General features: G+C 44.7%; 21 protein-coding genes and 1 pseudogene. 9 read left to right on the top strand and 13 right to left on the bottom strand.

Annotated features, from left to right (window positions below):
- Positions 1 to 19: 19 nt before the first annotated feature.
- A pseudogene (locus BQ6873_RS07865) lies at positions 20 to 811 on the bottom strand (aminotransferase-like domain-containing protein); the annotation flags it as partial.
- A gap of 105 nt (positions 812 to 916) precedes the next feature.
- On the opposite strand from BQ6873_RS07865, the gene BQ6873_RS07860 reads away from it, so the two are divergent.
- The 4 genes from BQ6873_RS07860 to BQ6873_RS07845 are packed head-to-tail and all read left to right on the top strand — an operon-like array spanning position 917 to position 6544.
- Positions 917 to 2152: a tyrosine-type recombinase/integrase gene (locus BQ6873_RS07860; RefSeq protein ID WP_076592152.1), complete on the top strand. Its 1236-nt coding sequence runs from the start codon at positions 917 to 919 to the stop codon at positions 2150 to 2152.
- Positions 2152 to 4110, top strand: a complete 1959-nt coding sequence (locus BQ6873_RS07855) for a hypothetical protein (RefSeq protein WP_076592151.1) — start codon at positions 2152 to 2154, stop codon at positions 4108 to 4110. Before BQ6873_RS07860 ends, BQ6873_RS07855 begins: the two co-directional genes overlap by 1 nt.
- Entirely contained in the window at positions 4110 to 6089 is a 1980-nt protein-coding gene (locus tag BQ6873_RS07850) for a hypothetical protein (RefSeq protein WP_076592150.1), read from the top strand. Before BQ6873_RS07855 ends, BQ6873_RS07850 begins: the two co-directional genes overlap by 1 nt.
- 2 nt (positions 6090 to 6091) lie before the next feature.
- Positions 6092 to 6544 carry a hypothetical protein gene (locus BQ6873_RS07845; protein WP_076592149.1) on the top strand — a complete coding sequence of 151 codons (453 nt, stop codon included), beginning with the start codon at positions 6092 to 6094 and terminating at the stop codon, positions 6542 to 6544.
- 226 nt (positions 6545 to 6770) lie between these two features.
- Here the strand turns inward: BQ6873_RS07845 and BQ6873_RS07840 are convergent, their stop codons facing one another.
- From BQ6873_RS07840 to BQ6873_RS07820, 6 genes are all read right to left on the bottom strand, one after another.
- Positions 6771 to 7559, bottom strand: a complete 789-nt coding sequence (locus tag BQ6873_RS07840; RefSeq protein ID WP_076592148.1) for a metallophosphoesterase family protein — start codon at positions 7557 to 7559, stop codon at positions 6771 to 6773.
- Positions 7560 to 7595: 36 nt separating this feature from the next.
- Positions 7596 to 7775 carry a hypothetical protein gene (locus BQ6873_RS18025; protein WP_157889144.1) on the bottom strand — a complete coding sequence of 60 codons (180 nt, stop codon included), beginning with the start codon at positions 7773 to 7775 and terminating at the stop codon, positions 7596 to 7598.
- Between the two features lie 217 nt (positions 7776 to 7992).
- Positions 7993 to 8310: a c-type cytochrome gene (locus BQ6873_RS07835; protein WP_076592147.1), complete on the bottom strand. Its 318-nt coding sequence runs from the start codon at positions 8308 to 8310 to the stop codon at positions 7993 to 7995.
- A 97-nt stretch (positions 8311 to 8407) separates the two neighbouring features.
- Entirely contained in the window at positions 8408 to 9019 is a 612-nt protein-coding gene (locus BQ6873_RS07830; RefSeq protein ID WP_083664421.1) for a nitroreductase family protein, read from the bottom strand.
- A gap of 28 nt (positions 9020 to 9047) precedes the next feature.
- Positions 9048 to 11528, bottom strand: coding sequence for an arsenate reductase (azurin) large subunit (locus BQ6873_RS07825; protein ID WP_076592145.1), 2481 nt, complete (start codon positions 11526 to 11528; stop codon positions 9048 to 9050).
- A gap of 18 nt (positions 11529 to 11546) precedes the next feature.
- Entirely contained in the window at positions 11547 to 12068 is a 522-nt protein-coding gene (locus BQ6873_RS07820) for an arsenate reductase (azurin) small subunit (protein WP_076592144.1), read from the bottom strand.
- Between the two features lie 176 nt (positions 12069 to 12244).
- Here BQ6873_RS07820 and BQ6873_RS07815 point away from each other — a divergent pair, with 176 nt between their 5' ends.
- The 4 genes from BQ6873_RS07815 (at position 12245) to BQ6873_RS07800 (ending at position 16759) form a co-directional block, all read left to right on the top strand.
- A complete protein-coding gene (locus tag BQ6873_RS07815; protein WP_083664420.1) occupies positions 12245 to 13204 on the top strand; it encodes a substrate-binding domain-containing protein in 960 nt (319 codons plus the stop codon).
- Between the two features lie 27 nt (positions 13205 to 13231).
- Positions 13232 to 14671, top strand: a complete 1440-nt coding sequence (locus tag BQ6873_RS07810) for a sensor histidine kinase (protein WP_076592143.1) — start codon at positions 13232 to 13234, stop codon at positions 14669 to 14671.
- Positions 14664 to 16022: a sigma-54-dependent transcriptional regulator gene (locus BQ6873_RS07805; RefSeq protein WP_076592142.1), complete on the top strand. Its 1359-nt coding sequence runs from the start codon at positions 14664 to 14666 to the stop codon at positions 16020 to 16022. Before BQ6873_RS07810 ends, BQ6873_RS07805 begins: the two co-directional genes overlap by 8 nt.
- Before the next feature lie 125 nt (positions 16023 to 16147).
- Positions 16148 to 16759 carry a hypothetical protein gene (locus BQ6873_RS07800; protein WP_076592141.1) on the top strand — a complete coding sequence of 204 codons (612 nt, stop codon included), beginning with the start codon at positions 16148 to 16150 and terminating at the stop codon, positions 16757 to 16759.
- A gap of 24 nt (positions 16760 to 16783) precedes the next feature.
- Here the strand turns inward: BQ6873_RS07800 and arsH are convergent, their stop codons facing one another.
- From arsH to BQ6873_RS07770, 6 genes are all read right to left on the bottom strand, one after another.
- Positions 16784 to 17506 (bottom strand): arsenical resistance protein ArsH, encoded by a 723-nt coding sequence (gene arsH / locus BQ6873_RS07795; RefSeq protein WP_076592140.1) that lies wholly within the window; start codon positions 17504 to 17506, stop codon positions 16784 to 16786.
- Positions 17487 to 17918: an arsenate reductase (glutaredoxin) gene (gene arsC, locus BQ6873_RS07790; RefSeq protein ID WP_076592139.1), complete on the bottom strand. Its 432-nt coding sequence runs from the start codon at positions 17916 to 17918 to the stop codon at positions 17487 to 17489. Before arsC ends, arsH begins: the two co-directional genes overlap by 20 nt.
- Positions 17919 to 17943: 25 nt before the next feature.
- Positions 17944 to 19059: an MFS transporter gene (locus BQ6873_RS07785; RefSeq protein WP_231949299.1), complete on the bottom strand. Its 1116-nt coding sequence runs from the start codon at positions 19057 to 19059 to the stop codon at positions 17944 to 17946.
- A 78-nt stretch (positions 19060 to 19137) separates the two neighbouring features.
- The gene (locus BQ6873_RS07780; protein ID WP_076592137.1) at positions 19138 to 20421 is read right to left on the bottom strand and encodes an arsenic transporter; all 1284 of its coding nucleotides are present in this window, start codon (positions 20419 to 20421) and stop codon (positions 19138 to 19140) included.
- 96 nt (positions 20422 to 20517) lie between these two features.
- A complete protein-coding gene (locus tag BQ6873_RS07775) occupies positions 20518 to 21030 on the bottom strand; it encodes an arsenate reductase ArsC (protein WP_076592136.1) in 513 nt (170 codons plus the stop codon).
- A 38-nt stretch (positions 21031 to 21068) separates the two neighbouring features.
- Positions 21069 to 21410, bottom strand: coding sequence for an ArsR/SmtB family transcription factor (locus tag BQ6873_RS07770; protein ID WP_076592135.1), 342 nt, complete (start codon positions 21408 to 21410; stop codon positions 21069 to 21071).
- A gap of 414 nt (positions 21411 to 21824) precedes the next feature.
- Here BQ6873_RS07770 and pstS point away from each other — a divergent pair, with 414 nt between their 5' ends.
- Positions 21825 to 22835: a phosphate ABC transporter substrate-binding protein PstS gene (pstS, locus tag BQ6873_RS07765; protein WP_076592134.1), complete on the top strand. Its 1011-nt coding sequence runs from the start codon at positions 21825 to 21827 to the stop codon at positions 22833 to 22835.
- The last annotated feature ends 85 nt before the right edge of the window (positions 22836 to 22920 follow it).

Raw genomic sequence — 22920 nt, 5'->3', positions numbered from 1 at the left:
TGGGGCGAAATCGCCAATTTCAAGATCGACCTATCTCCCGTTCCAGGAAGCGCATGATGCCGGGATCGGCCATGGCAGCCACATTGAAGCGCATATTGGTCGACGGTAGCTGGTTCGGCGAGAACAGACTGCCGGGCGCCAGCAGATAACCATGCTCCATCGCTCTTTCGGTCAGGGCATTGCTATCGCAGCCCACATCAGTCCAGACGAACATACCGGCTGGTGTGCTGATATTGATCTTGATACCTATGCGTTCCATTTGTCGCACGGTCTTGTCGCGCACCGCATCTAGCTTGTTGCGCAGGCGGTCGGCGTGCTTGCGGTAGTGTCCTTCGGACAGGATGCGATACACCACGCGTTCGGTAATCTCAGTCGTGGTCAGCGTGGTCAGCATCTTGCGGTCGCACAAATGCTTGGCGATCTCTGGCGAGGTGGCGATGAAGCCGACGCGCAAATTGGCGGCCAGTGTTTTGGAAAATCCGCCCAGATAAATCACGCGATTCAATTGGTCGAGTGCGGCTATGCGTGTGGCTGGCTGTACCGCAGTACCAGGATGCATATCGCAATAGATATCGTCCTCGACAATCATGAAATCGTATTGCTCGGCGATCTTCAAGACCTGAAACGCCTTGGCTGCAGAGAGTGAGGTCGAGGTCGGATTGTGCAGAACGGAATTGATGACGAATAATTTTGGCCGGTGTAACGCAGCCAGTTCTGCCAGCTGAGCGATATCCGGGCCATCGGATAGACGCGGAATGCCCACTACTTTTGCACCTAGCATTGCGAATGAACCGAACATCAGAAACCAGGCTGTTATCTTTACTTTTCAAGAATGTCTCAATTGATAAATCCCTATTTATTCACCGGAATATTTAGTATTTAATACATTTAATTTTCGTGTGCAAAGGAACGCGGTTTGGACATTTATTATTTGAAGCAAGATCGAACCCCACATTTGGCGCACCTAATTGAGCAACTGGGATTGGTAGATCAACAACCTTTTACCATAGATATAAATTGGCAATGCGACGCAGTTTTGAATAGTTTTTTAAGATCTCTTGCTGCTCCTGGATCTCCGAGTCCAAATACCTGGCGTACGTATGCTGAGCAACTTAGCTTATTTTTTCGATTCTTGATTAGAAGAGAGAAAACATGGCGAAATGCCTCGTCTGAAGATTGGTTGGTTTATTACAGATTACGAAGAATTCAATCTGGTCCGCTAAAAATCTCATCTGCTTCCTGGAATGTTTTCGCTGCAGCATTAAGGCGGTTTTATGAATGGGCTCAACAAGAGGGGCATGTTGAATGTGTTCCTTTCGAATACACAACAAAAATGTTGGCAGGGCCGTATTTAAACCAGACTTCCCATACCCCTTCAACGAATCTTAAAGAAAGGTCTCGTAATAAAGATATTAAATATATGACTGAACATGATTTCCTAGAAATCTATCTTCCAAGGATTATGGCTACTAAGGAAGGGCTGCGAAATGCTCTTTACGTTAGACTTTTATTTCGCACCGGATTACGTGCAGAGGAGGCAGTTACCATCAAACTGTCGATGCTTCCAGATCCAGACAGTATTTTTTTCAATGGTCTTAATACATGCCCGCTAACAGTGCTTGGAAAAGGTAACAAAGAACGCACCGTGCGTGTACCAAAAAGTTGGTTAAGAGATGTAAGGCGGTACATAGAATGGGATCGCGCCGATGCAATTAAGCGAAGGAAGGCCTGCTTAATAAAGGGCAATACAGATATCAAGGATGAAGATTTTTTATTCCTGACCTCATTGGGACGTCCAGCTACATACAGTGCGTTTTATAAGATGATGCGCGTCGCAGGCGATGTTAGTGGATTCAGCTTCAAGACGCATCCACATATGCTGCGTCATAGTTATGCAATCTATACGCTTTCCGGAATGATTCGACAAATGTTGACAAGGCAAACTGTGCCTGTTAATTCAAGAAGTGAAGCATATAAAAGAATGGTTTACGACCCACTGCGTGTGCTTTCGCGGTTGATGGGACATGCATGTGTAACGACTACGTTTATCTATCTCGATTATGTTGATGAAATAACTGACATGATTGACATTTCCAGTGATTGTGAGGGATTCGAAATTGACGAGCGCTCGTTATCTGGAGAGTCGTCGTAATGAAAGCGCGAAACAATCCATTTACAGTAAATGACGTTCAGTTTAACGAAACGTTTTTAATGCCGTCAATATTGCCTTGGAAGTGGGATCTAGCAGGAATAGTTCGAGAAGGTAGAGGACTGACTTTTCAAAAGTGTTCTTCGAGGCCAAAATTATTTGGCCCATTAATGCATGTCCTGTGGAATCGTGAAGTAATTAATTCACCAGGGAAGCATTTTCAAGCAATACGACAAAAGCGTGATTCTCTCAATCGCTTGGTGAGATATCTGGATGAGATGAAACCGGATTGGATTCCGAAGGAAACGAGTACTAAAGATCTTACTCTGGATACATTGATCGATTTTAGAAAATGGTTGCACTCTAATTTTGGAAACGCTACTGCAGGGAGAAGTTATCTTTGTATCGCCAATTTATTAAAAATATTGCAAGCGGTTGATTCACCCGTTTCAGGGGCTGTTAACAGCGATTTGGACATACCGTTGCGGTCGCTTAGGCGCAGTGATGCCACTACTTGCGCAGTTCAGCCCTACTCGCATGACGAACAAGTGAAACTTATTGATGCGGCAAAAAAAGAGATATCAGAGGTTATTGACAGGCTGGAACTAGGAAAAACGTTATTAACTCAAGGACAGGATCCGCGTTTAGTTGGTCATTTTAAGCAACCGTGGAATTCAAAATCCATATTTACCACTGGCTGGAATAGTAAAGCTAATAATCTTTGGTATTTGGTCAACGTTTTAAAAGGGCAGTTTCCTTCTCGTACTTTGATGCGGAACTGTCTTCTATCTCGCTTTTTTAGTAATCGAAGTGTTGCATCTGATAACTGTACTTTCAACACTCCTTCGGAGCTCATATCTCATCTATACCCAAGTTATAAGGATCTAGTCCCGTTTATGGTTCTCCTTTCCATAAAGAGTGGTCTGAATGCTGACTCTTTGCTGACTTTGACACGTGATTGCTTAAAAGGTGAAGAAGGTGGCAAAACGATAGTCGAGTTCAAAAAACAGCGCGGTAGCCATGAACAAATGCAGATCGCACTTTCTAATCGCGGTAGTACATCTCCGATTGCCTTGATTAAGTTGGTGTTAAAAATAACCGAGTCACTTGTTCCATTCGCAAACGAAGACGCAAAAAATCAGTTGTGGCTGGCACATCGAAAAGCTAGCCCGGGCTCTCCGTATCTGGGACAAGCAGCCGTGTTGACATATGAAGCGACAATGTATGTTTCAAACGGACTAATTCAAGGATCTTATACTTTGATTGGTTTTATGGAGGCACATAATTTACGTGATCGAAATGGTGAGTTTTTGAAGTTTGGCTTCAGGCAGACGCGCAAAACAGTTGCAACAAACGCATATTTGAAAAGCGGAAATTTGGCTAATGTTAGTAGCAAGACGCTAAAACATCATGGTAAGCAAGCCTTAAATACCACGGCCTTTCATTATCTGACAAATGATGCAACCCATCATGTTCACAACCAAACAATACGTATCGCACAGGACAAAGTCGTTCAAGAGGCTAGAGGAATAGTCGTTTTAAAGAATGTCGAAACAGAAGAAGAAATCGCAACGCTAGCCAGACAACTTTCTGAGTCAGAAGAAAAAATCGTTTCAATTCTGTCTGGAGAACAAGACGTGTTTATAGCGAGCTGCCGGGACTTCTACAACAAGCCTGGGGGTATACCAGAGACGCCGTGCAACGATCCTTGGCAATGCTTTAGTTGTGAAAATGCACTGTGGACAAGTCGAATCTTGCCTCGTCTTGTGAAGTTTAAATCGTTCATGGAGGAGCAACGGAAGCTGCTGAGCCCTATTGATTGGAGTCATAAATTCGGTCTTCCTTATTCTGCAATTACTAAATCTATTCTTCCAAGATTCCCAACTACAACCCTGGAATGGGCAAAAATTCAAGCTGAAGAAGTGCCATTTTATGTTTCCCCTCATTTAAGGGAGGCTTAATGAGTAACGCATGCTATCCGCAGCACAGAGCTCCTATTGAGTTAAAAATCGTTAGTAAACTTGTACCTCCGGATTCCCCAATCGGGCGACTTTCCGTATTTAGTGACTTGATTTGGGATCAAACGGATTTAGTCGAATCGAGAACCTTAATTAAGGGGGCGAAGGTCAACTGGCAGAGTATCTTTTCTAATGTTTGGGAAACTCATTATTTGATCGCAATATCCATTATGGAATATTCATATGCCCGTCTGTACCATCCCATTGGGGAAAACTACGCATGTGATATGAAGACAGTGCAACATGAGGCTCGTTACTTAGCATTATTTGTTGAGTATTTACAATCGAGAAAAATCTTTGAGGGGGCCAATATCAGTCATCACGATATTCAAGACTATGTGAGTTGGCTAATAAACCGCAGAGGTCAGGCCCTTGGGAAAAGAATTAAAACTGAGGCTGCCGATCTGGATTGGGTTGATGTCCGAATTCGTGCACTTCAATCCTATTACAGCTATAACAAGCGCGTATCTCAGCCGTTACTGATAAGTCCATTGCATGGGCATTCAATATTTAAATATTTGGGAAAAAAGCGTCAAGGAACTGAGGAGAACAGAACTCCTTTAATTCCCAAAGATGTCTGGGATCGCTTTTTATGTGCTGCTCTTGATTACGTAGAATATTTTTCAGATGACATACTCGCTGGCCAGAGTGTCATAGAAAACATACGAAAAAATGTATTGCCCGTTGCGAGTAAGGCCAAGAACTTTGCTGCAAACAACTTCACGACGAGAGAAGTAAAGCCGATACTCAACGCGATAGTGGATTTTTCTATCAATCCGAATTCGGGTATTGCCTGGCGCAAAACGTGGGCAAACGTTGAGGACTTAAGATTTGAATTATTTACTCTTTACGAAGCTTGCCTCGTCGTGGTTTCTTGTTTGTCCGGAATTCGTGAATCCGAGTTGGCACTGATTCAGGTTCACGGATTTCAAGAACAAACGGATGTCGACGGTGTATCAAAGCGATACACAGTGATTTCCCGAATGGTCAAGGGTGATATCGACCGACAACTAATTTGGGAAGTGAATAGACCGGTTTATCAGGCGTGCCATATTATAAAAAAAATTACTAGTTATGCTCGTTCGCATCGTGATTGTAATGAATTATTTATTCGGAGCTGGTATCGCGGGGCTGGCGAACAATTTCAGAGTGACCTACGTAAGGACTCCTTAGGACGCTCAACTAAAGGCTCAATTCTTCCTCTTGGTCCAGACGCTATGTCACTCGCATTAAAAAAATTCGGGGCTCGGCTGGATGTAGCGATACAAGGTGCATATCAACTTCCACTCGTAGACGGAAAGAAATGGAATTTTACGATGCGGCAGCCCCGTCGTACCCTTGCAAGCCGAATTGCGCGAGAGCCTTTCGGATTGATTGCCGGAATGCTTCACTACAAGCACGTCAAATTGACGACTTTTTTGGGTTATGCCGGTAAAGATGAGTCTTGGATTCGTGATTTGGCTATTGAGGAATTTTCTGCAAACGAGGAATTTCTCGCCCAGATTTGGGACGATATTCAAGAAGGCGCTCTCGCTGGAGCACGGGGAAATGAATTGCTTAACGAATTTAAGGGAGTGGCTGGTGACTTAAAAAAGAATAGTCTTCAATACTTTATTGAGAATAATCGCCGCAATCTTCATGTTGGACTTCTAAATTATTGTCTCTTTCAGCGAGATCGCGCATTGTGCCTAAGCAATACGAAATCCGACCTACCAGATAAACCAGTTATTAACGCTTGTTATCCTGAACGCTGTGCAAACAGTTGCATATCTAAAAATCACCTACCAATTTGGCAGGCTCAAATCAATGATGCCCAGGCGATGCTTAATCATAAAAATGTCTCCATGCCACAAAAAATTGCGCTTAAAGATGACATCGCGAAATCCCTCCGTATTCTGAATCAATTGAACGGTACCAGTTAAGAATGTCAGATAACATCAAAGAAATAACTTCAACTGAGACACAATTGTTTGCAGCGTTAAATAGGATCGCTATTGGAATTTCAGAAAAAACCGACGGACGAATGACTCAGGAAAATATTGCGCATGAAGCTGGCCTGTCGAGAGCGACTTTTAATAGATATCCGAACGTTGTTCTTGAATACAAAAAGCATAAGAAAAAAGAAAATTTCTTACCTAGTGTTGAACAGTCGCATGCTGTTGAGGATAAGTACAGATATGTCGTGGCAGACAATAAAAATCTAAAAAATGCAGCCATCCAAAATAAGGAAGAGTACGACGAAAATATTCGTGCCGCAAGGCAGGAAATATTTATTTTGAATCAAGCACTCGATATGCGCGATAAGACATTGGCAGAGAAGGAACGTGAAATTGCGGAGCTTAAAAGAAAAGTTGTAGGGCCAAAACTCGTTTCCTGACTGCCGCTAAAGAGCAATCTGCTTGGGTCTGCAACCGGCACCTGAAATTCACTATCTTTGTCAACGAAACACTATAGTGTATTGATAATTTGAACAGATGTTATTGTGGGCTAAATTTTTTGGATTAGTTTGGTATGAATACTCAACTGAATTAACGGCACCTTAAAACTCGATTTCTCTCTAATAGAAATGATTTTTAAAATGTATCTCAAACTTGTTAAAGAAATTATATTTCATCAATTTCAATAATAAAATTGGGATCGAACTGTTCATTTTCGATTTCACCACTACGCGTCATATAACCACATGGATTGCATACAACTCGGCATTTTCCAATTCGATAGTCAAATGATTCATGCATATGACCATGAATCCAAATATCACTTTGACTAACCATCTCATCCAAACGAGAAGCATAGCTCGCTGATATTGGATCGGATGTGTATCTTTCCGAGACAGATAATATAGATGGTGCCATATGTGTGATTACGACAGTCTTTCCAGGAAATGACTCTGCGAGTTTTGTTCTGAGCCAAGACTTATGAAGAGAATGAAATTGAGCCGTGTCGCCGGCTCGCAGTTTGCGATAGCCCTTGTTAGCTAATCTAATACGCTTGTAGTCCACCATTACTGCTTCTGCTTCTCGCATAGCAGCTTGGCGGTCATCATCACCAAATAGACGAAAATCTGTCCACATCGTCGCGCCCAAAAATCGAACGTCACGAAATACGTATTCACCGCAATTCAGAAAGTGAATATTCCCTGCAGCGTAACAGGCTAACTCTATTTCGTTCTGGACTTCCTCTAAATTTTTTCCGTACGACTCATGGTTTCCATGTATATAAAGTACGGGTATTTTTGGAAAGGTGCATGCTGCCCATTCAACAGCTTTCGCTCCTGTATTAATATCTCCAGCAAGAATAACGGCATCTGGTCGACTAGCCGAAATATCAATGACTGGAGCACGCTCGCGCCAAAGCTCATGATGAAGATCAGATAGGATGAGAAGACGCATATTAAGCTTTCGTTGTAAAACACGATAATTCAAATCTTAACTTGTCATAGCCTCACCACCAACAGCTCCAGCCAGTTTTTCTATCTTTATCAGCATCAACATTGCCACTAACAGCAAGTAAATCGCTCTCTTCAATTCGTTAATCTCTTTTAGTTTGACATTCGGCTGATAGCTGGCATTAAAATTTGGGATCAACGAGATGATCATTGCAGCCAATAATGGCTTCTAAATGCAATTGGCAATTTATTTAAAGACTTCAAAGCCGATTTTTACAATGACCGAGCGTCTAGCAGTCAAGTCGGACATAAATAAGAATATGCCCACCGGATTTGACAGTTCTTATGGTGGAGTCGCCGCCTTCGATGACGGCGAAAGGTGGTTGGTTAGTTAAAAAAGGGCAATTTAATGAGCAAATCCACCTCTCGAATATCAACTATTTCGCTCCAGCTAATATCCATTCAACAACAAGTTTTGCATCTGCATCCGATAGATTATTAGCGGGCATAGGAGTTGATCCCCAAACACCTGAACCGCCAGCTTTAACTTTTTTTGCTAGCGCTGCAACTGCGGTTTTATTTCCTTTGTATTTATTAGCAATTTCATTGAAACCAGGTCCAACAATTTTATTGTTTATACCGTGGCAGCTCATACATGCACTTTTACCTGCGATACCTTTTGCTTTATCCGCATCGACTGCAGCCGTGGCTGAAAATGAAAAGCAGAAAATACCAATAGCAATGACATATTTCATGAACAAGTTCCTTATAGCGGGTAAGTGAATTTCTAATGGAGATAGAAGATAAATATGATTGTCGCGATGGGAGCTATTTCATCTAGCTCTTCACCGATTAAAAATATGAAAGAATCGCGTCGACGGATTTTTCATGGCGCGTCCCTAACGACTTAGTTGGAGTGCCTATCGATATCCAGCCAAGTAAGGTCTCATTGGTATCGCAGAACGCATCAATAATTAGTGGATTGCGTACCTTTTCCCCACTAAGCATCTTTCCCGCGAACCCCATTAAGTGAATGGCATTAAGAATGTTTGTGACGGCCCCGCCAATACAAGCCCATTGCTCGTGCACGGGCACCACTGGATGGTTAATCACTTTACTAATGACAGCAATCGACATCGGAGCCCGTAATGCACGTTCCCGTTCAATCGCACAAGCTTCATCATCTTTGTCGTTTGATCTAGCGTAAGTTTCGAACAAATCAGCGAGTCGTTCTCGACCGTTGCCTTGCACAACACAAAGACGAAATGGAACCAACTCACCGTGATCAGGCGCACGTAATGCAATATGTGCAATTTGTCTCAGTTGAATATCATTTGGTCCGGGCTCAACTAAATGTTTGATTCCCATAGAAAACCGAGTCATCAGATGGTCAAGAACTGCTTCTGGTGGAATCACAAAGTGCGTGTTAGACATATGCATTGTTGAAACAAGCGATGTTTCCATCGCCTGGCCATGACGTTATCAGGGTTGACTACGCGTTATCAAATGCGCGCCGTTTTGTGGACACCGTTTTCTTGTACTGCTCGATAGAGCCGATACGTCGCACGCTACCCCACGTTCCTTTGTAGTAAGGAATGATATTTCTATCTACCCAATCGGTGGTCACATCACCCTGTATGCCATTGACGTATCCAAAAAGCATGAATGTATGTGATGGCTTCATATCTTTTACCGGATAAGCCATTGCGAAAGTAGAGCCATAATCATTGAACACTTCCACTACGTCGCCTGCCGTAACCCCTAGGGATTGAGCATCACCAGGATTTAGCTCGATATAGGCAAGCGGGTATCGACTTTTAACGAAGTCGTTGTACTGATCATGGTAGGCAGATTGCCATACTTCATTGGCCCGCCCATTGTTAAGCCAGAATTTGTGCTTAGCTTTTTGTGCTTCCACCGGCTTGGGTAAGCCATTCCAGGGAGCTGGTTTGAAATGGGCTTTGCCATCCTTGGTATCAAACTTATTGTCGTCGTAATGAATGGCTGTGCCGATCATCTTGCCATTTTCAACTCGTTTGATTGGTAGTTGTACGCCATTGGTCCCCGCCGCTCGCAACAATGCATATGTTGCAAGTACACCGGTATCGCCACCTTGACTGTCTATAGGGCCAGCTCCGGGTTGGCCGGCACGACGGAAACCATCATTAAATGCATCTTCTTCAGTTTTCCAATCGAAGCCAGAAAAACGCTTGGCCATGTCAGGTTTGCCTTCGGCTTCGTACATCGCCTTGAGCGTATTAGCGGCCTTTGCAGCAATCAGGCAATCCGGTAACGCATCACCCGGCGCATCCATGAATTTTTCTGACAGACGCATGCGACGTTCGCCATTCATCGATGTGAGATTCATTTCGCCTGGATGCGCTGCCGGCAACATGAGGTGAGCAGCTTCAGATAACTTGGTAGGATAAAGATTGATACTGGTTACAAACAGACCGCCTTTGCTAGTCGCGTCGTAGATGATGTCAACCATCTCCGCTGCAGAGGCACCGCGAGCTTTACTCATTGCGTCCTTGACGATCTGACTTCGACGCAGGCTCACTTCACGCAAAGCTTGGGCATTGTTGCTTGTCTGGAAGTTGTTGCAGCCCCACCAGGTCATCATCCGTCCTTTACCTTGGATGATTTCTTGATCAACGTATATTTTTTCTCCTGTTGGATGTGGAGGGCGTACATATCCTTCTTGATGTCCACCCATGCGCACACAACCGGTGCCACGACGACCGACATTCTGAGTAGCAATCACCAAATCCAATAGTGATGATTGAATGTTGTAATTATCATTGCCCCAGATAATGCCTTTTTCGTATGCGTGCATAGTGCGTGGCATTTTCCCTGGCGCTTTCGGTTTGTATGACCACTCGGCAGCTTGACGTAATTTGTCTTCTGATACGCCGGTAATGCGGCTGCAATCAGCCAGGCTCATCTGGTTAGTCTTGACTGCATCTTCAAAGCCAACAGTATGTTGCGCAATAAATTCCTTGGCGACCCAACCCTGCTGAACAACGTAGGTCAGAAGGCCATTGAAAAGTGCGACATCGGTTCCGGGATTGATATCGAGATGCAGTACTCGATCTTTTGCAGTTTGCTCGGCAATCGCGATCGAAGTAGTCCGTCGAGGATCGACAAAAATCATACGTCCAGGACCAACAGGCTCTCCTGCAAACCATTGTTTCTTTTTCTCTTCTGTAGAGCCGTTCAGATTCGGCAGCCAATGATTCAGGAAATAGTTGGTTTGCGTTTCGTAGGGGTTGTTTCCGATCGACCAAATAACGTCGGCTACTTGCGCGTCTTCATAGCTGTTATTCAATTCGCCAATGCCCATTTCACGCGTTGCATGGCACTCGGAATTGTAGGCGGGTCGATTATGGATGCGGACAGTTGGAGTCTGAATAGCACTAAACATCAACTTGCCTGAACCCCAAGTGTTTTCAAAGCCACCACCTGCACCACCATGATCGAATGTCGCAAACATGATGTCGCGTACATTTCCCTGATCAAGAATCTTCTTGGTAAGTCCCGCGTAGATGGCCATTGCATGGTCCCACGACGTGTCAAGCCATTGATCACCAGCATAAAAACGCGGGTACATCAACCGGTCCGCGGTGATGCCATCGGCTGCATACATATATCCAGCCATTTTTCCGCCTCGGGTAGAGCTTAGTCCTTGATTCACTACGCACTCTTTATCAGGAATGATCATGATATTGGAGCGCTTGCCATTTTTCGCTGTAATGACATTGGTCATCGCCGGTGTTAGCGTGGTCGCAAAAGGCGGTAACTGTTTTGTGAAATCTAAGCCAAGTGCATTTTGGTTTGCGGCACGGCCACCTTCTTTGTTTTCATCCCACTTATAGACATGGTATCCACAACCGACAATGCAGAAATGACAGGTCATATTTGTCTTCTGCGCGTTGACGGGAGGTAAAGCCACGCGGTCTCGATTTTTACTCATGATAATGATCTCCCTATTTCACAGAATGTTGGATTGACGGCCATAAATCAGGCCGGTCACGCCAATTGCGGTGACGGTGTCATTCGCAGCGTTGTAGCTAAGTTGAATTTGAGGAAGATTTTCGGTTGCTTGCCCACACACCATCTGTCCATGGTTATCAGGATCGAAGATTGAGAAATGACATGGACACTTGAATGTCTTAGCGCTAGTGTCATAAGAGACAGGGCATCCCATATGAGTACATAAAATGCTATGCGCAACAATGTCGTTATTTGGGCCCACGCCACCAGGTGTTGGCTGGCCCATTTTGATAGCTACGCAAGGTGACGATGCATCTGGATAATTAAAACTGACTGGAGCATCTACCTTCAGTCCCTTTGCTTTAGCGACAACTGCAGTTGGATAAGGCAAGGTTGTCGCACCGACGTTTAGTTTAGCAGGAGCCGCGTTTGCATTTCCACTCACGAGCCCCGCACCAGCAACCGCTGCTGACGATCCTGCAATTTTCAAGAAATTGCGCCGACTAGTTTGATGTTCCATGAATCATGTCTCCGTTTTTATAATGTGGACATGTATTCGCAAGCACCATGCCAACTGACTTAACGAGCTAAGTGTTTGATTTAATTTGTTTGGTGCGGTGCATGAAAATTTGCGGCGTTACGATATGGTTACGTCGCGTTCCTATTTGGTAACACGACTGTAGCCAAAGGCTATTCATGGAGATAGTTTTCTCTCCCGATAATAATCGCGCGACGAAATTCATAGGCTATAGTATGTTTCCCAAGTTGCTTGTGTCTGGATTTCGTAACGTGAGTGCCTATACCCTTCGGTTGCAACGTCGACGCGTGCTTACAGGAATAGCTGGGCTCGTTACTGTTAGTTTAGTTACTCCAGTTAACGCAGCTCAGCCTATAAGAATTGGGTTAACTCCAGTATTCCTAGATGAACGCTCTGGATTTTTGGCGCGTTTTCGTGATCACTTAGAAAGCGTGTTGGGAAGACCAGTAGTATTTGTGCAGCGACGCAGCTACGCCGATATCGTGGAGCAATTACTTAATGGACGCCTTGCAGCGGCATGGCTCTGTGGTTACCCATTCGTTCGTTACCGGGCACAGATGCAACTGATCGCAGTACCCGTTTATGAGGGAACACCGACCTATCATGCCTACATAATTACCGGACCTACTTCTAAGGGAATCAAAAAATTTGCAGACTTGAAAAGTAAGGTCTTCGCATATTCCGACCCCTTGTCTAACTCCGGATTTTTATATGCACAGGATTGCTTGAATGATCTTGGGCAACGTGACAGCACATTCTTCAGGAAATCATTTTTTGCGTTTGGCCATCAAAATGTAATTACCGCAGTGTCATCTGGATTAGCTGATGCCGGCGCCGTAGACGGGTACGTGTGGGATAGCGTAAATGAACTCACACCTGAGGCCACAATCAACACGCGCATTCTCAAAAAATCTGAGATGTTTGGCTTTCCACCGTTCGTATGTACCAAAAATATCGACCCTGTCGTACTGACAAGTTTGCGTGGCGCGTTGATAGAAATGAATCAAACTGAGGCAGGCAGGCAGCTCCTGGCGGAGCTTCGATTGGACAAATTTATTTCAGGTCGACCTGCGATGTTCGATGGCATTGCCGCCATGATGAAGCGCGTAGGTCGCTAGCAAGCTGCAACTAAAACGAGTATAGCCATGCGACTGGATCAATTTTCTTATTTAATTAAGGTTCCGCTCGCGCTATGCGTTGTGAGTGTGGCGTCCGCGTTTGGCATCTTTATGGTGACCTATTATTTGCTCGCGTCTTATATAGGAGCTGAATCCATGACGCGGGTACAGCAAATTTCTAGCACCCTAGCAACCTCAGCGCGCGGTGCGATTGGACGCGAAGAAATATGGGACATCTACCAACAAATCAACGCAGCCGTTGCCCAGGATTCAAGTACCGAAATCGTAGTTATCAGCAAAGATAACATTCCATTAGTTGCCTCGGACCCTATCAAATATCCTGTTTCCGGATCCAGAGATCATTTACCGTCCTCTCTACTTCTATTGTCAGAACAAGCAAGACGAGAGGGACTAAGCCATCGTATCTTTTCGCTTGGTGGTCACGATGATGAAATGGTCTATGGTGCTGCAACAATGGCAGTGTCAGAAGATGGTGATCCACTCGCGACAGTTGTTGTCTATTCGCGGAAGGATGCCACTCTTCCCAAATTACGTGATTTGTTGTTTAGAGTGCTAGGTTATGGAACGCTCGCGCTAGCATTTGTCATTCCGTTTGGGTGGTGGTTGGGGCGTAAATTAGTCAGTCCACTTAATCGTTTGCGAACGGCTATGGCTACGATTGAAGAAAACGATAGTTTGAGTCGTAACAGCATGAAGTTAGACGGAGCTGGTACTGATGAAATTAGTCAATTAACTAAACAGTTTATTTCGATGCATGCCGAATTGCATCGCTCACGCGATCTGGAAATGCAGATGCAAATTGCAGAGCGAATGGCAATGGCAGGAAAACTTGCTTCCAGTCTTGCACATGAAGTCAACAATCCTTTAGGGGGGATGCTAAATGCAATCAGTAACTTGCGTCTGAGAGGCATAAGTGATCCATTCGTTGAGAAAACTGCCAACCTACTAGAGCGCGGACTGCAGCAAATACAAGATTCGATTTCGGCATTAATGTCCCAAGCACGCAGAGAGCACACCGTATTGACCTGGAAAGATTTTGATGATTTACAAACGCTGTCTGAACCAATCGCCTTAAAGCGTGATATCGATGTTGTCTGGCAGATAGTTGATGATCAAAGCGAATTAGGACTGCGCTCTGTACCGGTCCGGCAAATCGTATTGAACCTCGTACTCAATGCAATCAATGCCGCGTTAGTTCGGGTCGAAGTTCAAGTAAAGGTAGTCGAACGGGCACTGTTCGTTCGAGTCAAGAACGATGGTGGCCCATTTTCGGCAACTGAGGAATCTGCTCCGACACCCGATCAGCATGGGCGCATCGGTTTAGGTCTGTGGGTATGTTTTCGTTTAACTCGCCAAATTGGAGGTGCACTTAAGATTGAACCGACTATTAATGGCCGAGGGACCGTAGCAACTTTTATTGCACCGTTGGAGGCATCACATGACTAGCGTATTGCTGGTGGAAGACGACGCCATTATGGGCGAATCAATTTGTGACCGGTTTGCGATCGAGAACATTGATTACGAGTGGGTTCAGTCTGCCGTTGCCGCATTAAGTCGCATGAAACAACGAAAGTTCGACTGCTTAGTATCCGATATCCGCTTACCGGATCTAAGTGGTGAAATGATGTTTGAACGTGCGCGCGGAAATGGCAATTTAGATTACCCAGCGATTTTTATTACCGGCTACGGAACACAGCAACAGGCCGAACGTTTGTTAGCGCAGGGAGCGGCAGATTATCTGATCAAGCCGCTTGATTTGGAGTCAATGATAGGCAAGATTCGTTTACTCACTGCGGGAAGTTTGCCAATTACAGCTGCGCGTGCGCCAACGCTAGGTATTTCACACGAAATTCAACGTTTGGAAGAAATGGTTGTAAAGATGGGGGAGCAATGGACCTCGGTTTTGGTCACCGGTGAATCAGGATCTGGAAAAGAAGAACTTGCTCGTTTACTTCATCGTAGTGCGCATACGGCCAGCAAGCCTTTTGTTGCTGTGAACTGCGGCGCATTGCCAGAAGGGATGATGGAGGCTGAGCTTTTCGGTTACGAACGTGGCGCTTTTACAGGTGCGGCAAAGTCGCATCGCGGATACTTTGAACAGGCCAATGATGGAACGGTTTTTCTTGATGAGATTGGGGAGCTAGCACCTGCGGCGCAAGTACGTCTATTACGCGTTTTGCAAGAACGGACATTGACCAGGCTGGGAAGCGAAAAGCCAATTAAAGTTAACTTTAGATTGATTGCTGCAACTCACCGTGACGTTCGTGAAGAGGTTAAAGCAGGAAGATTTCGTGAAGATCTGTATTACAGAATTAACATCATCCAGTTACGTGTACCACCACTAAGAGAAAGACTGGAGGATATTGCATGGCTAGCGCGTCAGTTCTTAGAACAATGGAATCAAGCACATCCAACCTCTCCACGGATGTTGTCTGAGCCCACCATCACTTTTCTCTGCACATTGCCCTGGCGAGGGAATATCCGTGAATTGAAACATGCAATTGAACGGGCTTGTTTATTAACAGCACATCCGCTGTTGAGGCCTGATGATTTTGAAGCGCAAATTTCAGATGTTGCTGCCGCAATATTCAATCCATCGGTTGGAATTTCGGGAGCGGTACAGCCACAGATCATTCCACTTGCCGAATTCAATCGAGAACAAGAGCGACGCTATTTGGTACAAGTTCTTGCTCATTACAGTGGACAAATGGCGCAAACTGCAGCAGCACTCGGCATTAGTCGCAAGACGCTTTGGGAAAAAACTCGCAAATTAGGTATCAAGGGAACAGAATCATAGCAGCATTTTCCAGTGCCGTATGATTGCTAGATGCTTGATGAATTGGCATGGTTGCTTGACTGAAATACTACCGTCACATTACTCCGCTATTCTTAAAAACTCGAATCTGCGAGTGGAGTATTTCTATGCAACTCTCAACATCATATCGGCCTGATACGGTATTTAGCAAAACAGAAAAAGGACGTGGCGAAGTGGCAATGCGTTGCTTCGGTTTGAACCCATTACAACGCCGAGTGCTTATAGTGATGGATGGAGCTAAAAGATTTTCGACCATTTTTGAAATGATTCCTGAGCAAAAACTGGAAGAAATCGTATCTTATCTAGTGGACCAAAACTTCATTGTCCCAACTGAAGTTTCAGCTAAATCTACTAAATCGACTGTACAAGCTCAGTCATTAAAACATGCAGGCGACGCGAAAGAAGGAAGCGTCAATATTGTAGAAACATCGCAGCATACGACCAGAATTTCCCTCTCCAATGTCGAACTGATCCAAGATGCGGAAAAAATTCGTGAAATAAAAAATTTCATGACTTCCACCGCAACGACATACTTGGGGCTGATGGCCGCAGAACTAATTCATAGAATCGAAAGAACAAAAGAAGCATCAGGTTTGATGTCAATCGTGGGTCAATGGCATATGGCCTTACGAGAATCTAAGCATGGAAATAGATTTGCTGGCGCTTATCTTGATCAGGTTACTAACGCTTTATCAGGACAATCAGCTCAATTAAGTTGATCGTCCCACTATCCGCCAATCGAATTAAATGGCTCTCTGGTTTACTCGCTTACTTAACTCTTCGGCACTTTCTTTTCTTTCGCTGTACCGATCTACCAAATAGTTAGAAACATCTCGGGTTAATAAAGTAAATTTGTAAAGTTCTTCCATTACATCCACGACACGCTCGTAGTACGAGGATGGCTTCATGCGACCATCTTCATCAAACTCCAAAAATGCCTTAGCAACAGAAGATTGATTTGGAATTGTGATCATCCTCATCCAACGGCCAAGAATGCGCATTTGATTGACTGCGTTGAATGATTGGGATCCGCCAGAGACTTCCATAACAGCTAAAGTTTTGCCTTGTGTCGGACGAACTGCACCCATAGTCAATGGAATCCAATCAATCTGAGCCTTCATAATTCCTGTCATTGCGCCATGGCGTTCAGGTGACGACCACACCATGCCTTCGGCCCATTGTGCTAATTCTCGTAGCTCTACTACCTTAGGATGGCTGTCCGGCTCACTATCAGGCAGTGGTAATCCTCGTGGGTCGAAAACTTCCACTTCGCCCCCCATTGCTTCCAGTAGCCGTGCCGCTTCCATCGTCAATAAGCGACTATATGAGCGCTCACGTACTGAGCCGTATAACAATAAGAACCGAGGCGGATGAGTCGATTTAGCGACAGCCGTAAAGTCAGATGCTAGTGGTGAGCGAAACAGTTCAGGCGCGATGTTAGGCAAGTCAGTTAGATTTTTTGACACGTTGTCCCTCCGCGTTAATTATGATTTCACCATCCTCTTTGGAGAATGCGGCCCGTTGTGGCAACGGCAATATTTCGAGTACTAATTCCGAAGGACGACATAGACGCGTTCCGAGCGGTGATTGCACAAAAGGCCGATTGATTAATATCGGATGGGCGAGCATTGCATCCAGCAACTCATTATCGGGTATCGCCAGATTATCCAGTCCTAATTCTAAATAAGGCGTACCTTTTTCTCGAATGGCCGCTCTTACGGTAAGTCCAGCATCAGAAATTAATGCGGTAAGTTCCGCCCGAGTAGGGATGTGTTTGAGATACTCAACAATAGTTGGCTCCACACCCGTATTGCGAATCAAAGCCAAGGTGTTTCGTGATGTTCCACATTCGAGATTATGATAAATAAAAATCTTCAAGATATTTCTCCGTACAGATGCTGAATCAGTAACCTTTTCGCGAAGGTCGCCCACATATAAATAAAATCGACCCGAATGTTCCTAAGGCAATTAGAACTATGATAGTGCCAACATATCCCCCGGTAGAGGAATACAAGAGAGATGCTACAAAAGGACCTGCGGCGATTGCGATCATTACTGGAGCAGCCATTGCTCCGCTGACAGCACCATAAATCTCTCGACCATACAGTTCAGCAGGCAATGTCCCGCGCACAATGGTCATCACTCCATTACTGATGCCATAGAGTGCTGCGAATGCGCCGTAAATTAATATCCACTCTTTCGGCGCAAATAAAAGTACCAGCGCCAATGGTAAAAGCCACATCGCAACTCTTCCTACTTTGTGGGATGTCGTTTTCCTTCCGATCGTTGATTCAAGAATCCGCCCCAACACCTGCATCGGCCCTATCAACGCTCCAATTAAAGCCGCATGCGAAGGTGATACACCTCTGCTTTGTAAAATCGACATCAGATGCAGTGACATCGCTGAAAACACCAAGGCATTGAATGTAACAGCGGATGTGAGAAATAAAAAACTTCGCTCACGCACAATTGCGCTCAGGCCTTGTTTTACTGAATCGTTAGGTGATTCTGACTGAATCGGGCCAGACAATTTTGGTAAAAGTGCATGAATGGGGAGACAAATAAGTAGATTAGCTGCTGCATAAATCATCCATGTCTCTCTCCATCCAAAGTGATCAGATAGAGCTTGTGTCAGTGGCCAAAATACAGTGCTTGCAAATCCACCAAATAGAGTCAGTGAAGTAATCGCGCGTCGATAATCACTTCCGCAAATCTGCGTGAGGACAGCAAATGACGATTGATAAAGCGTTGCACTCATTGCAATGCCGATCCCGGCCCACACTAGATACAGACCTGTAACACTGTGCACGTTGGCTAGTAGGGCTAGCATAATGAAGGCAAGTAGAGAGCCCGCGCCCATGAGTAAGCGCCCCCCGAGTTTATCGATGATTGCACCTGCTACCGGTGATAGAAAGCCGGATATCAGTAGCGCGATCGAATAGGCACCAACAACGACAGAACGTGTTGTTTGAAGCTCTATTTCCATTGGCTGCATCAGCACGCCATACGCATAAAACATGGAACCCCAACCTACAATTTGCGTAAGGCCAAGGCTAGGGATTGCCCAACGGATTGCCTTTATCCGCGACGACATTTCTTACAAACTAAGACGTATTGCCAGAGCGGCCAATGTCATTAGCAGAACTGGGATTGTGAGTACTGCACCTACTCTAAAATAGTAGCCCCAGGAAATATTGATTCCTTTGCTGGATAGGACATGTAACCAAAGCAAAGTAGCTAAGCTACCAATCGGAGTAATCTTTGGTCCCAGATCACTACCGATGACATTTGCATAGATCATCGCTTCGCGTACAGTGCCCTGTGCAATTGTTGCATCAATCGATAATGCCCCTACCAACACGGTCGGCATATTGTTCATGATCGAAGACAATAAAGCGGTAAGAATCCCTGTTCCAAATGCAGCACCCCACACACCGTGTTGGGCGAATTCGTTTAAGAAAGCGGTAAGATAATTTGTCAGGCCAGCATTTCTTAAACCGTATACAACTAAATACATCCCTAAGGAAAAGAAGACAATTTGCCAAGGCGCATTCTTAACTACTTCCCGCGTTTCAATGACATGACCTTTTGCAGCCACAAGCAACAACACTACAGCACCTGCTGCAGCGATAGCACTGATAGGAATGCCAAAACTTTCAAGCCAAAAAAAACCAATCAGCAGCCATGCAAGCACCCACCAGCCGGCAAAAAATGTTGCCCGATCTTTAATCGCGCTTGATGGAGTTTTGACCTGTTCCAAGTTATATCGACTCGGAATGTCACGTCTGAAATACCAAATCAACACAAGCAACGTTGCGATTACTGCGACACAATTTACTGGCACCATCACAGAAGCATATTGTGTAAATCCAATATTAAAAAAGTCGGCAGAGACAATATTAACCAAATTAGAAACCACTAACGGCAGGCTCGCCGTGTCTGCGATAAACCCCGCAGCCATAACAAATGCAAGCGTAGACCGCTCGGAAAATTTCAAAGCCAACAGCATTGCAATGACGATTGGAGTAAGAATCAATGCCGCGCCGTCGTTTGCAAAAAGAGCAGCAACAAATGCACCTAGTAGTACCAGCAACACAAACAACTTTCGACCACTGCCACCACCCCAGCGAGCAACATGTAGGGCCGCCCACTCAAAAAAACCTGCCTTATCAAGTATTAAGCTGATGACAATGATTGCTATAAACGTCGCTGTCGCATTCCAGACAATGTTCCATACAACAGGAATATCGGCTAACTGAATAACTCCCAGCAGTAGAGCCCCAGTGGCTCCGAAACTAGCACTCCAGCCAATACCTAAACCGCGAGGTTGCCAAATAACAAGCGTGAGAGTAATTAAAAAAATTGAAAATGCTGTAAGCACGTGACTATCCTTTGATGCTTAATCTAATTGCTTTTGAAAAAAGATGGGATGATGCAAAAGAATGAAGGGGGCTAACGAGAAAGCCCCCTTTGAAAATTAAAACTTGTTTGCGCCAATCGCATCCATTTCACGCTTGATGGCGGATTTTTCAAGTAAATGAATTGAGAGGTTACTTAAAAGATTTACGCGAACAGAAATTTGTTTTGCAATTTTAGAAAACACAGCACGCTTCTCTTCATCAGTGCCAGTGGCTGCTGCTGGATCTTCAAATCCCCAATGGGCAGAGACTGGATGCCCTGGCCAGATTGGACATACCTCACCAGCTGCGTTGTCGCACACTGTAATGATGAAATCCATTTGTGGCGCATCGGGCGCGGCATATTCATCCCAACTTTTGCTTCGTAAATTTTCCGCAGGATAGCCTGTATGAGCAATCTGTTCGATTGCAAATGGATTGACTGTGCCGCCTGGATGGCTCCCCGCGCTATAGCCACGGAAGCGACCTTTACCTACGGTCGTCAGAAAAGCTTCAGCCATGATGCTTCTAGCCGAGTTACCTGTGCACAGGAAAAGTACGTTGTAAGTTTTATCGTTTTGTTGATCGGTCATTTCGTAATCCTTTGAGCAGTGACGGGAAAATCGTGTGATTAGCTTTGAATGTTCTCTAAAGCAGGAACGGTGCATTCGCTTCCGGGAGTGCAAATATTCCCTCCGCAGCAGTTCTCGGTAAGAAAGCCGATAAGACCATTCATTGTTTCAAAATTGGCAGAATAAATAACGAAACGGCCTTCGTTACGCGAGGTCACAAGTCCTGCATGTGACAATTCTTTCAAATGGAACGACATCGACGATGGGGGAATCGCCAGTTGATCGCCGATTTTGGTTGCGGCCATACCTTCCGGACCACGCTGCACCAACAGCCTGAAAACGGCCAGTCGCGATTCTTGTGCGAGTGCTGACAATGCACTAATTATATTTTTGTCATTCATTTGAATATTCTCTAATTCTACATTTCAATAATTATTGAATTATATCTCTAATTTGCCTAAAATCCACTCGGATTGAGCCTGTACGCCTTAGTACAAGCTATTCAAGGGGAATTAATGAGACATTTCTATTTTCGACGGCGTGCCCTTTTAAGACTCAGACCTTTTGTCTGGCTGGCTACGGCTATTCTTAGTGGATTAGTAGCTTGCCTAGACTGGAGTAATTAATGGGAGCAGTTGCTAGTAACGCATTTATTTATGACGCTTTAATGACTTGGTCATAAAAACGACATTTTTATTATTCTATATTTCTACATTTTTGGAACTGTCATATTGATGTCATAAAGGGTTTTTATAATTCGATTGCATTAGTACCAAGCATAAGACCTTCTCTTTACCCTCTATCAAGGAAATAACGTGAAATTAAAAGCAAAATTAGCGATCGCGCTTCTTTCATCAACTTTTGCAATTTGCGCCTCAGCTGAAGAAATCACAGGCGCGGGATCAACATTCGTTTATCCAATTCTTTCGAAATGGTCTTCAGACTACAACGCGAAAACAAAAGTTAAAGTCAACTATCAATCGATTGGCTCTGGCGGTGGTATCGCACAAATTAAAGCGGCTACCGTTGATTTCGGTGCATCCGACATGCCAATGAAACCTGAAGAATTGCAGCAACTGGGCTTGGCACAATTTCCATTGGTTATCGGAGGGGTAGTTCCGGTCGTGAATATTCCAGGTTTGAATTCAAATGATGTGAAATTTACCGGCCCGGTACTGGCGGACATTTTTCTCGGAAAAATTAAACGTTGGAATGATCCTGCAATTAAATCGTTAAATCCGGGCGTCGCTTTGCCAGATGCAATGATTAACGTGGTTCATCGCTCGGATGGTTCCGGCACAACCTTTAACTGGGTCAACTACCTTTCCAAAGTAAGCGACGAGTGGAAAACAAAAATCGGTGAAGGCACATCTGTTCAATGGCCTTTGGGCGTTGGCGGTAAAGGTAATGAAGGCGTCGCCGCATACGTAAAGCAAATCAAAAATTCGATCGGATATGTTGAGTTGGCTTACGCGGCAGTTAATAAAATGGATACCGCTCAGGTTAAAAACCGCGACGGTAAATTCGTAAAACCAACAATGGCGTCGTTTAAAGCTGCAGCGTCAAATGCTGAATGGTCAAAAACGAAAGACTTCTATCTGGTTATCACGGATGCTCCTGGTGCCGAATCTTGGCCAATCGCAGCAACCGTGTTCGTCATGATGTACGAAAAACCAAAAAAGCCTGAGCAAACCAAGGCGGCACTCGAATTCTTCACTTGGGCATTGGAAGATGGAAAACCTCAAGCTGAAGAATTGCACTATGTGAGTCTGCCTGACAATCTGGTGAAGCAAATCGAAGCTTACTGGGCAAAAGAAATCAAGTAAGTACTTCTATGACATAAGTGCAGAGGGGCCGTCCCTCTGCACTCTTCGATGCTTCAAAACAGTAATTCCAGAAAGTGTGGGCCAA

This window comes from Herminiimonas arsenitoxidans (assembly GCF_900130075.1).
GTDB lineage: Bacteria > Pseudomonadota > Gammaproteobacteria > Burkholderiales > Burkholderiaceae_D > Oxalicibacterium > Oxalicibacterium arsenitoxidans.
This window is presented reverse-complemented; position numbering and strand designations above follow the sequence as displayed.